The 13,660-nt window shown below is 68.8% G+C and carries 6 protein-coding genes; 1 reads left to right on the top strand and 5 read right to left on the bottom strand.

Annotated features, from left to right (window positions below; translation table 11 throughout):
• Positions 1 to 99 precede the first annotated feature (99 nt).
• The 5 genes from AB0H88_RS17525 to AB0H88_RS17545 form a co-directional block, all read right to left on the bottom strand.
• Positions 100 to 2,193, bottom strand: coding sequence for a CBM35 domain-containing protein (locus tag AB0H88_RS17525; RefSeq protein ID WP_357645489.1), 2,094 nt, complete (start codon positions 2,191 to 2,193; stop codon positions 100 to 102).
• Positions 2,194 to 2,380: 187 nt separating this feature from the next.
• Positions 2,381 to 4,918: a carbohydrate-binding protein gene (locus AB0H88_RS17530; protein WP_357645491.1), complete on the bottom strand. Its 2,538-nt coding sequence runs from the start codon at positions 4,916 to 4,918 to the stop codon at positions 2,381 to 2,383.
• A gap of 10 nt (positions 4,919 to 4,928) precedes the next feature.
• Entirely contained in the window at positions 4,929 to 6,098 is a 1,170-nt protein-coding gene (locus AB0H88_RS17535; RefSeq protein WP_357645493.1) for a carbohydrate-binding protein, read from the bottom strand.
• A gap of 6 nt (positions 6,099 to 6,104) precedes the next feature.
• A complete protein-coding gene (locus tag AB0H88_RS17540) occupies positions 6,105 to 9,182 on the bottom strand; it encodes a carbohydrate-binding protein (protein WP_357646394.1) in 3,078 nt (1,025 codons plus the stop codon).
• Between the two features lie 91 nt (positions 9,183 to 9,273).
• Positions 9,274 to 11,700 carry a PQQ-dependent sugar dehydrogenase gene (locus AB0H88_RS17545; protein ID WP_357645496.1) on the bottom strand — a complete coding sequence of 809 codons (2,427 nt, stop codon included), beginning with the start codon at positions 11,698 to 11,700 and terminating at the stop codon, positions 9,274 to 9,276.
• Between the two features lie 364 nt (positions 11,701 to 12,064).
• Here AB0H88_RS17545 and AB0H88_RS17550 point away from each other — a divergent pair, with 364 nt between their 5' ends.
• Complete coding sequence (locus AB0H88_RS17550) at positions 12,065 to 13,645, top strand: glycoside hydrolase family 88 protein (RefSeq protein ID WP_357645498.1); 1,581 nt, start codon at positions 12,065 to 12,067, stop codon at positions 13,643 to 13,645.
• Positions 13,646 to 13,660: the final 15 nt, after the last annotated feature.

Raw genomic sequence — 13,660 nt, forward strand, 5'->3', positions numbered from 1 at the left:
ACGCACGCCGCCAGGCCGGTGTGCGTGCGCCCTTGGTCGGGTCAGCCGAGCATGACGTGATCCAGGCCGGGGGGCCGCCGCCCGCGGCCGGGGTCGGGATCAGCCCAGCGTGACCCGGTCCAGGTTGGGGCCGCCGCCCTCGGTCGTAGCCGTGAGGCGGATCGTGTTGGCCCCCGCCTGGAGGTCCACCGTGACCGTGCCGTCCGCCCAGGTGTCCCAGTTCGTGGTGGCGGGGAATGACCGGGTGGTCACCGCCGTGCCGTTCACCGCGACCTCCATGGGCCGGTCCACCGCCGTCCCGTTGGCGTACCGGATCGTCAGGGGGGTGGCGCCCGCGGCGGCGGCGTTGACGGCGAACTCGACGTAGGAGCCCACGAGGTTGTCGTAGTTGACGAAGCCGGTCCCGGTGAAGCCGGTGTGGTTGGACTCCGCCACACCCTGCGAGATCGTCGCGCTCTCCGCCTGGTACTCGGTGCCGGTCGGGGTGGCGGCCGACACGTCGATGTAGTCCGCGTTCGGGCCGCCGTTCGCAGTGGTGGCCGTCGCGCGGATGGTGTTGGCCCCGGCGGTCAGCGGCAGCGTGAACGTGGCCGTCGTCCAGGTGTCCCAGTCGCCCGTACTGGGGAAGTCGCGGGTCAGCGTGGTGCCGTTGGCGGTGATGGTCATCGGGCGGTTCACCGTCGTGCCGTTGGCGTACCTGAGGGTGACGTTGGCGTTGCCGGCCGCGGTGGCGTTGACGGCGAACTCGACGTAGGAGCCGGCGACGTTGTCGTAGTTGACGAAGCCGGTGCCGGAGTAGCCCGCGTGGTTGGACTCGACGACGCCCTGCGAGATCGTCGCGTTCTCCGCCTCGTAGTGGGGGGTCACGGTGGTGGGCCGGGCGCGGATGAGGCGGGTCTCGCCGGGGCGCAGGGTGGCGCTGTAGGAGGAGGCGACGGTGCCTTCTGAGCCGCCGGACCACAGGTTCGTGACTTCGGCCGGGCCGGTGAAGCCCACTTGCGACCAGGTGACGCTGACGGTGGAGTTGCCGGATGTTCCGGTGTTGTACAGCGCCACGATGTAGTCACCGTTCGACTCCCGTTTACGCCAGACCTGGTTGACACCACTGTTCACAACTCGGCCGGCCGCGACGCCGTCCTGGTCGACGGCGATGAGCCGGTCGTTGGTCAGCATGGCCAGGTCGGTCGAGGTGAGCGCGGTCAGGTCGGTGCCGAGCAGCAGCGGGCTGGAGATCATGGCCCAGTGCGTCATGTGCGTACGCCGCTGGTCTGCGGTGAGGCCGACCTGGTCGCCGTTGCCGACCTCCAGGGAGTCGTAGTCGTTCCAGCCGCCGGGACCGGCGTACTGCTGCCAGCTGGCGGCCGAGGTGAACCGGCTGGACACGTGCGACCAGTCGGTGAGGGGGAAGCCGCTGCCGTTCGCGCCCGGACCGCAGTAGCACTCGATGTCGCCCTGGGTGCGCCAGCTGTTGGCCAGCCGCTTCCAGGTGGTGGCCTGGGCGATGGGCAGGTTGTTGGACAGCGCGAAGTTGATCGGCCGGCCGGTCTGGCGCAGCGCCTTGTCCCAGGCTTCGACGTCGGCGACCGTCGTCGCGTCCACGCCGTCGATCTTCAGGTAGTCGACGCCCCACGAGGCCATCTGGTTCGCCCAGGAGTTGATGAACAGCTGCGCGCCGGGGTGGGAGTAGTTCAGCCGGTACATGTTCTTGCAGTTGTAGTTCTTGTGGGTCTGCGAGGTGTCGGCGATGTCCTGCGCGTGGTAGGAGGTGCCCTCCACAGGCTTGTTGGCGGTGACGGCGTTCTTGGCGATGCCGGGCGTGACGTAGAAGCCGAACTTCAGCCCCTTGGCGTGCACGTAGTCGGCCAGCGCCTTGATCCCGCCGGGGAACTTGGCGGTGTCGACGGCCCACCGCCCGAATCCGTCGACCTGGAAGCCGTTGGAGTCGCACTTCTGGTAGAAGTCGTCGAGGTTGACGTAGACGTAGCCGTGCGCGGCCAGGCCGCTGCTGACCAGCGCGTCGGCCTGGGCCTTCATCTTGGTCTCATCAGGCCAGCGCCGCACGAAGCTCCAGCTGCTCCACCCCATGGCGGGCCTGATCGACAGGCCGTTGTCGGAGGCGGCCGCGGGCTGCAGGCCCACGAACAGGCCCGCTAAGAGCACCGCCACCGCCGCGACTATCCCTCTCCCTCTCACGGGATTCTCTCCTTTGCTCGTACGGCCGGCCCGGTGGGCGCCAAGCGCCGTACGTGGCCGGGGACTGTCCAGGGAAACGCTCCTCCGGTGGAGCCGGCGCGCCGCCGCTACGTGCGCCTGCTGGGCCGTGGCCGCCGTTGGTGCCGGCCGCCGTGCGAAGCGTCCGCGCCCGCACGGCGGCCGGGGCTCAACCGATCGTGATGCGATCGAGGTTCGGACCGCCGCCGGCCGTGGTGGCGGTGGCGCGGATGGTGTTGGCGCCCGCGTTCAGCGGGACCGTGATCGACCTGGTCGTCCAGGTGTCCCAGTTCGCCGTCGGGTCGAAGGCGAGCTCGTCGGAGACGAGGGTGCCGTTGACCGTGACGTCCATCGGCCGGTTGGCCGCCGTGCCGTTGGCGAACCTCAGCGTCAGCGTGGCGTTCCCCGCCGACTCGGCGTTCGCCGCGAACTCGACGTAGGAGCCGGCGAGGTTGTCGTAGTTGACGAACCCGGTCCCGGTGAAGCCGGTGTGGTTGGACTCCGCCACACCCTGGGAGATCGTGGCGTCCTCGGCCTGGTAGTCGGTGGTGGTTCCGCCGCCGCCCGGTGTCACGTCCACGTCGATGTAGTCGATGTTCGGGTTGCCGTTGGCCGTGGTCGCCGTGGCGCGGATCGTGTTGGCCCCGGCGTTGACCGGGACCGTGAAGGTGTCGGTGGCCCAGGTGTCCCAGGTGCCGGTACTGCCGTAGTCCCGCCCGGCGAACACCGTCGTGCCGTTGACCGCGATCGCCGACGGCCGGTTCGTCGTGGTGCCGTTGGCGTACCCCATCTTGATCGTCGCCGTGCCCGCCGCGGCGGCGGTGACGGACCACTGCAGATAGGATCCGGCGGCGTTGTCACCGTTGACGTAGCCCGTGCCGCTGTAACCGGTGTGGGAGTTCTCGAAGATGCCCTGCGAGATCGTCGCGTCCTCCGCCTCGTAGCGGCCCGGCGGAGGTGTCGTGCCGCCGCCGGCCGCGTACTGGCCGCCGACCCACGCCTCGTCCACCCGCCAGCGGGAGACGCCGTGGTGGCCGGTCTTGGTGAGCCTGACGTAGCGGGCGGTGGTGGCGGTCAGGTCGATGAACTGCACGCCGCGCGCGTTCGGCACGGTGCCGGTCTTGACCGCGCTCCCCCAGCTCGACCCGTCGTTGCTGACGTACACCTGGTAGCCGGAGATGCGGGCCGACCCGGACGACGGATAGACGGTCGAGTCCTCCCGCTGGTTGACCGCCAGGTACTGGATCCGCTTGGCCGAGCCCAGATCGAACGTCAGGGACGCCGGCTCGGCGGCGTTGCTGTCCCAGTAGGTGAGGTAGTCGCCGTCGCCCGCGGCCGAGGCGCCGTGGCCGCTGGTGGAGGAGCTCGCCGACAGCGAGACGCCGCTGTAGATGCCCTCGCGGCCGCTGGAGATCACCTTGAAGACCGTGTCGTACTGGTCCCAGGAGGAGATGCCGCTCAGCGTCAGCGTCCCGTTGGCCTGCGTGAACGTCACCGGGGAGCCGGTGCGCAGGTTCGTCACCGAGCTGATCCGGTAGCCGTTGTCACGCACGGACAGCGTGCTGCCGGACGGCGGCGTGACGACGTGGATGTAGTGCCGGTGGGGATCGGTCTTGGAGATCGTGGTCACGCCGTGGGCGCCGTTGTTCCAGAAGCCCGGTTTGAGCCCGCCGAACATGTAGCCGCCGCCCTCGGTGCCGCCGAGCGACTCCCAGATCTCCTCCAGATAGGTGTTGGCGAAGTTGTTGAAGCTCACCTGCTGGGCGGGGAACTTGCCGTTGACCATCGCGGTCTCGGCCATCAGCGCCTTCACCGACGATCCGGCGTTGGTGATGAGCCGGCCCAGCGTGAGCTTGCGGTCCACCGCCTCGTCCGACCCGCCGTACCACCAGGGGCCGCCGGTCGGCAGCTTGAAGTCGGCCTCGATCAGCCTCGGCAGCGCCGTGTAGACCGCCTGCGGGTAGTCGTAGGAGGGCGACATGCCGGTCTTCTGCTCGTTGCTGATCATGTCCATGATCGGCGTGTCTTCGTTGTTGTTCGAGATCGTCATGTCCGGGCGCTGCTGGTAGATCTTGGCGTAGAGGTTGTTGCTCTCCCAGTAGGCGTTGTCGTTGTCGATCCAGAACCCGGCGAGCTTCGGATAGCGCTGCATCTGCTCGAAGAACTGCAGGTAGCTGAACTCCCCGAACCCGTCACGAGTGGTCAGGTCCACGTTGTGGCCCACGTAGCTGGAGAAGGCCGAGGAGTTGAGCCAGTCGCCAGAGCTGAGCCCCTCGTTGTGCCACTGCGGGTCGTCGGTCATGTAGTTGATGACCTTCAGCCCCTGCGCGTCGGCGGCGTCGATCAGCTCGCCCAGGAAGTCCCGCGTGGTGCGGCACGAGCCGGGGATCGACGACGGGTACGGCCTGGCGTAGCCGAGCCTGCTGTGGAAGGTGGCCAGGACGATGTACTGGGCGTGCAGCTTCTTGGCCTCGTTGACCCAGTAGGAGGCGCTCCAGCCGCCGTTGGTCACGTCGGCCTCCCAGCCGCTGCAGCTGGTGTGCTGCGGCGAGGTGCGCTCGCCCCAGTGCAGGAAGAGGCCGGCGATCGAGTTGCGCAGGAACGCCTGCCGCGGGTGTTGCAGGTCGGCCCGGGCGGGCAGTGCGGTCAGCAGGCCGAGCAGGAGGGCGAGTACGGCGAGGACCGCCGTACGCGACACACGGGACATATGCGCGCTCCTAGGGTCCGGTGATGTCGAGGTAGTCGAGGTTCGGGCAGCCGTTGGCGGTGGTGGAGGTGAGCCTGACCGTGTTCGCGCCCGCGACCAGGGTGGCGTTGACGGTCTTGCTCGCCCACGTGGTCCAGGCGCCGGTGCCCGCGAAGCTCAGGCCCGAGGCGACGACGGTGCCGTTGACCGTGACGTCCATGGGCCGGTCCGCGGAGGTGCCGTTGGCGTACCGGATGGTGAGGGTCGCGGGGCCCGCGGTGCCCTGCTGGAACCCCCACTGGGTGTATGCGCCCGCCACGTTGTCGGAGTTGACGAAACCGGTGCCGGAGAAGCCGGCATGGTTGGACTCGACCACGCCCTGCGAGATCGTCGCGTTCTCCGCCTCCAGGCGGGTCGCGGTGACCTGCACCTGCTTGTAGGCCCGCATGTTGCTGAGCAGCATGTAGCAGTTCTGCAGCGAGCCGGAGGTGTCGCCGAGCGAGCGGTAGATGCCCCACTTGGGGCGGACCCGGTCGCCCAGGAACGTGTCGCCGGTCTTGGTGGCGTCGACCAGCGTGGTGCTCCCGTCGCGCAGCACCCAGCGGACCGAGCCCGCGCTGCCGTCGCCGATCTTGATCTCGTACTCGGCGTCGATCCACTTGTCCTGCAGCGGCTCCAGGTTGGTCCGGCCGACCAGGATGTCCGGCTCGAAGATCTTGTGTTCGATGGTCTGCACCCCGTTCACCCGGCGCAGCGACGTGACGGTGATCGGGCTGGTGCCGGTGCCCGGCATCTTCGTCTGGCTGATGTGGGTGAAGGTCGTGGTCGCCTTCAGCGAGCTCGGGATGAACATCGAGTACGTGACGCGCCACGTCTCGCCCTTCAGCCACTGCAGGTAGCCGCTGGGGTTACGGGTGCCGGTCACCTCCTGACGCTGCCGGTCGGTACTGGTGTCCCGGTCGACCGTGTGCATGTTGAAGCGGAAGTTGTCACCTTCGGCGAAGATGTGCGGCTGGCCGGCGGGGTGCGAGTCGGCGCGGTCGTCCTCGATCGTCTCGAACGCGCCGAGCCCGACCGACGACGCCTCCGGCGCCCACATGAGCTGCCAGGCGAGCGCCGCCGCGGCCGGGCGGGCGGGCAGGTACGGGGTGAGGAGCGCGGCGCCTACGAGGGTTCCCAGCTGGCGTCGGGTGATGTCCATGGCTTCCTATCCGATTGTGATCTTGTCTAGGTTGGGGCCCCCGTTGGCCGTGGTGGCGGTCGTCCTGATCGTGTTGGCCCCCGCGGTGAGCTGGACGGTGAGCGTGGCGCTCTGCCAGGTGTCCCAGCTCCCGGTGCCGGTGAAGTCGCGGTCGACGGTGGTGCCGTTGACCGCGATGGCCAACGGCCGGTTGACCGTGGTGCCGTTGGCGTAGCGGAGCGTCAGCGTGGCGGCGCCCGCCTGCGCGGCGGTCACGGTGAACTCGACGTACGAACCGGCGACGTTGTCGAAGTTGACGAACCCGGCGCCGGTGAAGCCGGTGTGGTTGGACTCCACGACACCCTGGGAGATCGTGGCGTCCTCGGCCTGGTAGTCGGTGCCGCCCCCCGAGGCGGTCGCCACGTCGATGTAGTCGATGTTGGGGTTGCCGTTGACGGTCGTCGAGGTGGCCCGGAGCGTGTTGGCCCCGGCGTTGACCGGGACCGTGAAGGTGTCGGTGGCCCAGGTGTCCCAGGTGCCGGTGCTCGCGTAGTCACGACTGGGGAACACCGTCGTGCCGTTGACCGCGATCGCCGACGGCCGGTTGACCGTGGTGCCGTTGGCGTACCGCAGCTTGATCGTCGCCGTCCCCGCCGTCGTGATCGGGAAGGCCCACTCCACGTACGAACCGGACACGTTGTCGCCGTTGACGTAGCCCGAACCGCTGTAACCGGTGTGGGAGTTCTCGAAGATCCCTTGCGAGATCGTCGCGTCCTCCGCCTCGTAGCGGCCCGGCGGCGGCGGTGTGCTCGCGCCCGGCAGGCCCCAGGCGGCGCCCGGCTTGGCGATCGGCACCGGCGCGATGACCAGGTCGGGGACCGCGCCCGCGTACAGGAGCACCTCACGGTTCTTGGGCAGGGTGATGCCCAGGACGCCGCCGCCCAGGTCCGAGACCGTGGCCGGAGTGCCGTCGTCGAGCACGGCGGTGACCGTGCCGGTCAGGCCGTGGTCGAGCTTGAGCGGCTCACCCGCCAGGCTCCTGACCCGGACGAAGCGGGTCGTGCCAGCCTGCCGTACCGCGGAGACCAGGAAGGCGCCCTGCGTACGGAAGTCGTGCAGCGTGACGTCGGGCCACGAGCCCGGGATCGCGGGAAAGACGCGGACGACGCCGCCCCAGCTCTGGCAGAGCAGGTCGTGGATCGACTGCGAGGCCGACAACGGCGTCTCGATGACCGGTCCGGCCTCGGAGTAGTGGGTGTTGGCCCGGCACGGATAGGACGTCGAGGGGTCGAAGAACTTCATCAGGTAGGACAGCGCCGTGTCGCCCCGCCGCATCATGGCGTACATGGAGGCGGCGCCGGTGTAGCTGTAGCCCCGGTGGGCGCCGGTCAGGGCGTGCCACCGGACGATCGACTTCTCGATCAGCGAGCGGTTGCCGGTCTGATCCCAGTTGACCAGGTAGAGGGGATAAATCATCAGAAGGTGGGAGTAGTGGCGGTGGGACTGCGCGTACGGCGTGCTGCCACCGATCATGTAACCGTTCGTGTCCGTCGGGTACGACACGAGCGTGCTGAGCACCTGCTGCCACCTGGTCTTCAGCGGGTCGTCGATGCCCAGACGAGCCGCCGAGTCGAGCAGCGTCTGGCAGCCCCACCTGATGAGGGCCAGGTCGTAGTTGGTGTCCTGCGGCGGGACGGTCGGATACTCGGGCGACAACGTGCTCGGCAGGTGCAGCTTGCCGTCACTGCCACTGGCCAGGAAGTGCAGGTAGTAGTTGATCGCCCGACGCAGCAGCGGGAACAGCGTGTCCCTGAGCAGCCCGTCGTCCATCGTGTGCCGGTAGGACAGCCACACGTTGTGCAGCGCCCACGTCAGGTCACCGACCTCGGCGCCGCTGCCGGGCGTGCCGACGCTCCGGTTGGCGAACATGTCCGAGCTGCGGCCCACGCCCGAGGAGTCGCTCCGGTACGCGCTGCCCACGTTGGCGCTCAGCTGCGCCCGGTTCTGGTCGAGCGTGCTGGTGACCGAGTCGAGCTCCAGGTGGTTGGAGCCGTGGATGAGCCAGTACTCCAGCTGCACGTTGAGGTTCCACCACACGCCGGGCCACGGGGTGGGCTCCAGCCACGGGCCGGTCGTCGCCATCACCGGCGCGCCGGCGCGGGTGGCGGAGGCCACCTTGTAGAGCTGGATCCAGTGGAAGCTCTGCAGCCGCTGGTCCGGGAAGGACACGAAGCTCTTGCGGTAGAAGGCGTGCCACCAGGTCCGGTGCGCCGCCCGCAGCGTGTCGTACGTGCCCGCGTTCTGGATCCTGCCGAGCGAGGTCGTCTCGGCCGCGGTGTTGGACGGGAAGCTGTGGGCGACCGCCAGCAGCAGGAGGTTGCCGCTCTGCCGGTAGGCGGTGGCGCTCTGCCCTCCCCCGGCCAGCCCCTGGAGCACCTGCTTGACATCGCCGGTGGTCTTGGTGGTGTAGGCCGGGTTGTGCGTGTAGCCGGACGGCGGGTCCTCCGACGCCTGCCTGGGGCTGTCGGCCACCTCCGGGTGGAAGGTCCACCGGACCTGCTCACTGCCCGTGACCGAGGCGCTGGCCACGAACGTCTCGTCATGGATGAACGCGGTGAACGTGATCTTCCCCGACGAGGTGGTGATGGTGCCGGTCAGCTCGGCGTCCCACAGGCTCAGCCGCCAGTCGACGGCGGTGATGGTGCCGACGGGGTCGAGCGTGAGATGGCCGACGGGCAGCCTGCAGGTGCCGAACCCGCTGCCGAACTCCGGCCGGTGGTCCTGGACGCGGCCGTGCTGGGTGGTGAAACGGATCTTGTTGGCGTCCGGCTCCTTGTAGATCATGCTGCCGAGCAGGCCGTCGCCCAGGAACGGGCCCTCGTGCCAGAGCGTGGGCAGCTTGGCCCACAGCAGGTCCTGCTCCCGCAGGAACGCGGCCCACTGGGCGTCCGAGGTCATCCGGACGTCGAGCGTCCAGGGCGCCGCCTGCGCCTCGGCCTGAGCGGGGACGGGGGTACCGGTCAGCGCCGCCGCGGCCAGGGTGCCGAAGGCGCCGCCCAGCACCACCCGGCGCGTCGGCTTACTCTCACTGTCGTCAGGTTCCATCACGCGAGGTTCTCCAGCTGCTCGGGGGGTTGCTCCGGGGGGGTGACAGGCGGCCGCGCCGAAGCGCGGCCGCCGGGTGAGGGGGCGTGCGTCACTGGATGTTGGTGCGCCTGATCACGTCGGCGTCACCGCTGCCGTTGTTGTCGGAGTTGGTGGAGCCGAACCAGATGGCGCTGGCGTTCGGCACCTTCTCCACCGCGCGGAGCCGGCCGTACGTCCCGTTGAAGTAGGAGTTGACCGTCGAGACGTTCTCGCCGTTGAGCACGATCCGCCACAGCCGCGTGCCGCGCAGCGCCGCCATGAACACCGTGTTGTTCACGATGGCGATGCCGCTGGGCGAGGCCTCGGAGACGCTCCACGTGTACTTGGGGTTGGTCATGCCGGTCGTGCTGCAGGTGCCCTCACAGGTGGGCCAGCCGTAGTTCTTGCCCGGCTGGATCAGGTTGAGCTCGTCCCTGGAGGAGTTGCCCAGCTCCGACTCCCACAGCCGCCCGGCCGAGTCCCACGCCAGGCCCTGCGGGTTGCGGTGGCCGTAGCTGTAGACGCGGGTGCCGAACGGGTTGCCCGGGGCGGCCGCGCCCGTCTTGGTGAGGCGCAGGATCTTGCCGTTGAGCGAGTCGAGGTCGGGCGCGTTACTGCTGCTCTGCGCGTCACCGGTGGTGGCGTACAGGTAGCCGTCGGGGCCGAACCTGATGCGGCCGCCGTTGTGGTAGCGGTTCTTGTCGATCATGCCCTGCAGGATCGCGGTGTAGCCGCTGAGCGTGGTGCCGTTGAAGTTCATCTTCGCGATGCGGTTGCCCTCGGAGGCGGTGTGCATGAAGAACACCTCCTGGTCGGTCGTGCCGTTCCAGGTGGGCGAGAAGTCGAGGCCCATCAGGCCGCCCTCGCCGTCGGTGGTCACCACGTTGGGCACGGTGCCGACCTGTGTCTTGGTGCCCGACGGGGTGATCTTGAATACCTTGAACGAGTCCCGCTCGGTGACCAGTGCGTACGAGCCGTCCGGCGCCCAGGAGATGTCCCAGGGGACGTCCCAGCCGCCGGCGATCGTGGTCGGCGTCTGCGGCACGGTGCCACAGCTACCGGTCGTGAACGACGCGGAGGCCGCGCTCGGCGTGGAGAGCTGGTTGGCACTGTCACGCGCGACGACGTCGAGCTGGTAGGTGTGCGCGCATTCCAGCGCCACGCTGGAGCTGGTCGCGGGCGGCGTGCCGGTGACGGTCTGCAGCACGGTGCCGTTGGCGTGGTCGCGGATCAGGTAGGCGCGCACGCCGTTGTCATCGGTCGAGGCGGCCCAGGCCACGGTGGCCGAGGTGGGCTGCACACCGGTCACGGTGGGCTGGCCGGGCTGCGACGGCGGGTTGTCCGCGGGCGCGGGCAGCGTGCGGCAGTTCGCCTCCGGGCTGCTCAGCGACACGTTCCCGGAGGCGTCCCGGGCGAACACCGAGATCTGGTAGGCGAAGTCGGCGTTCAGCCCCGTCACCGTGTACGGCGGCGCGGGCGCGGTGGCGATCTGGGTGCCCTGGTGGAAGATGTCGTAGGCCACGACGCCGACGTTGTCGCTCGACGTCGGCCAGTCCAGCCGGATGCTGTTGTAGGTGATGTCGCTGCAGACCGGCTGACCCGGGGCGGTCGGCTTCTCGGTGTCACCGGGGCCGCTGACGCGCAGCCGGTCGAGGTTCGGGCCGCCGTTGGCGGTGGTGCCGGTGGCTCTGATCGTGTTGGCGCCGGCGTTCAGCGTGGCGTTGAGGCTGATCTCCTGCCAGGTGGTCCACGCGCCGGTGCCGGGGAAGGACTGGCCGGCCGCGATGGACGTACCGTTGACCGTGACGCTCATCGGCCGGTCCACGGTGGTGCCGTTGGCGAAGCGGAACGTCAGGGTCTGCGGCCCGGCGCTCGCGGCGCTCACCGCGAACTCGACGTAGGAGCCGGCCACGTTGTCGTAGTTCACGAAACCGGAGCCGGTGTACCCCTCGTGGTTCGACTCGACGACGCCCTGCGAGATCGTGCCGCTCTCGGCCTGGTAGTCGGTGAAGTTCGAGGACGAGGCGACCTCGGCCTCCAGGTAGTCCCAGTTCGGGTTGCCGCCCGCAGTGCTGGCGGTGGCCTTGATCGTGTTGGTGCCGGCGACGACCGGCGCGGTCAGCGTGACCGTCGCCCAGGTGTCCCAGTTCGTGGTGGCGTTGAACGCCCGCGCCGCGGCGACGACGGTGCCGTTGACCGAGATGTCGCTCGGCCGGTTGGCGCTGGTGCCGTTGGCATAGCGGAAGGCCAGCGTGGCGGTGCCCGCGCTGGGCGCGTTGATGGTCCATTCGACCGAGGATCCGGCGACGTTGTCGCCGTTGACGAAGCCGGTGCCGGAGTATCCGGTGTGGTTCGACTCCACGACGCCTTGCGAGATCGTGGCGCTCTCCGCCTCGTATCGGGTGGGCGCCGCGACGGCCGGAGGGGCCACGACCGTCAGCGCCCCGGCGAAGAGCGCGAGGACACCGGCGAGGACGCGGTACCTGCGTAAGTTCATTCGATCACTCCTGCGGGGGGTGGTATCTCGGCGAGAGATTGGAGCTTTTCATCGTGTTCCCACAAATAGTCACAACCGTCAACAGATTCTCGATCTTGGAACGCTCCAATCTTTAGGAAACTTTCCTAACCCCACTTATGGTCATCCGGAGCAGAGATCGGATGACCTGACGCCTGGACAGGGAGAGAGCCGGGATGTTTGGCTATGCGACAGGCGAAAGGTTGGATCTGTCTCTCGGCGCACTCGATGGCACGCCAGGCACTTCACCGCACTCAGGACAGCCGAGAGACATCACAGGTCAGAAGCTCACAGGTGAGACATAGGATGTCTCATCTGTGACGCTCACCAGCGTGAGGAGAGTCCCTTGCCCCTCAGAATCCGACATCGAGTCGTGGCCGTGGTGGCCCTCGGTGCCCTGCTGATCCAGCCCGTGCCCGCGGCCGTCGCCGCGGCCACACTCCACGAAGCCGAGAACGCCACCATCTCGCAGGGCGTCGTGGAATCCAACCACGCCGGGTTCACCGGCACCGGTTTCGTCAACTACGACAACGTGGCCGGCTCGTCGGTCGAATGGGCGACCGACTCGCCGCAGGCGCGCCAGGTGCGGCTGATCTTCCGGTACGCCAACGGCACCACCGTGGACCGGCCGATGAGCGTCACCCTCAACGGCACGACCATCGCGACCGGCCTGCCCTTCCCCGGCACCGGGGCGTGGACCACCTGGCAGACGGTGACCGTACAGGCCTCCTTAGTCGCCGGTCCGAACATCGTTCGGGCCACCGCGACGACCGCGAACGGCGGCCCGAACCTCGACTCGCTCACCGTCGACGACGGCACCACGGGCGGCGGGACCGACTGGTCCAAGGCCGTCGTCGACTCCACGATGGCCCGCTTCACCCCCAGTTCGCTGGGCGGCTGGAGCTACCCGCAGGGCCTGTACCTGTGGGGGCAGTATCTCGTCTGGCAGCGCACCGGCGACGCCCGCTACCTGCAGTACATCAAGGACTGGGCCGACCGGTTCGTCGACGGCTCGGGCAACATCTCCAACAGCTTCGGCAACCTCGACAGCATGCAGGCGGGCAACGTCCTGCTGGCCCTGTTCAAGGAGACGGGCCAGGCCCGCTACCGCACCGCCGCCACCAAGATCCGGAACCGGCTGAACACCTACCCGCGCACCTCCGACGGCGGCTGGTGGCACTCCACCTCCGACTCGCGGCAGGGCCAGCTCTGGGGCGACGGCGTCTACATGGCCGATCCGTTCCTGGCCCGCTACGGCGCCTGGGTCGCAGGCGACACCTTCACCAGCGCCGAGCCGGCCAAGCAGATCGAGGTCTATCACAGCCACCTGCGCCGCACCTCGGGCACGGCGGCCGGGCTGCTCTACCACGCCTACGACGAGCCCGGCGGCCTGACCGCCTCCTGGGTGAAGCCGTCGCTGGGCAACACGAACGGGATCTCCTGGTGCCGGGCCATGGGCTGGTTCGGCATGGCCACGATCGACATCCTCGACCTCATCCCGGCCGACCACCCACGCCGGGCCGCGTTGATCAACATCGTGCGCGACCTGGTGCCCGCCTACGCCCGCTGGCAGGACCCGGCGACCGGACGGTGGTTCCAGGTGGTCACCGAGACGACGAACTCGGCCAACTGGACCGAGACGTCCTGCTCGGCGATGTACACGTACACGATCTCCAAGGCGGTCGAGCGCGGGTATGTGGACGCCTCCTACCGCGTCAACGCCGACCGGGGCTACCAGGGGGTGCTGAACAAGATCTCACTCGGCCAGGACGGGCGGACGAACCTCGTGGACGTCAGCGAGGGCACCAACGCCAGCGACTCGCTCAGCTACTACTTCAACCGGGGCCGCCCGGTGAACGACTTCCACGGGCTGGGCGCCTTCCTCATCATGAACGAGCAGATGATGCGGGTCGGCCCCGGCAGCTGACCCGCACGGCTCCTC

Source organism: Nonomuraea sp. NPDC050680 (genome assembly GCF_040654555.1).
Lineage (GTDB): Bacteria > Actinomycetota > Actinomycetes > Streptosporangiales > Streptosporangiaceae > Nonomuraea.

What these genes read in the sequence shown, in the direction of transcription:
- AB0H88_RS17530 (WP_357645491.1), bottom strand. Translation starts at nt 4,918, where the DNA reads ATGTCCCGTGTGTCGCGTACGGCGGTCCTCGCCGTACTCGCCCTCCTG.
- AB0H88_RS17535 (WP_357645493.1), bottom strand. Translation starts at nt 6,098, where the DNA reads ATGGACATCACCCGACGCCAGCTGGGAACCCTCGTAGGCGCCGCGCTC.
- AB0H88_RS17540 (WP_357646394.1), bottom strand. Translation starts at nt 9,182, where the DNA reads ATGGAACCTGACGACAGTGAGAGTAAGCCGACGCGCCGGGTGGTGCTG.
- AB0H88_RS17545 (WP_357645496.1), bottom strand. Translation starts at nt 11,700, where the DNA reads ATGAACTTACGCAGGTACCGCGTCCTCGCCGGTGTCCTCGCGCTCTTC.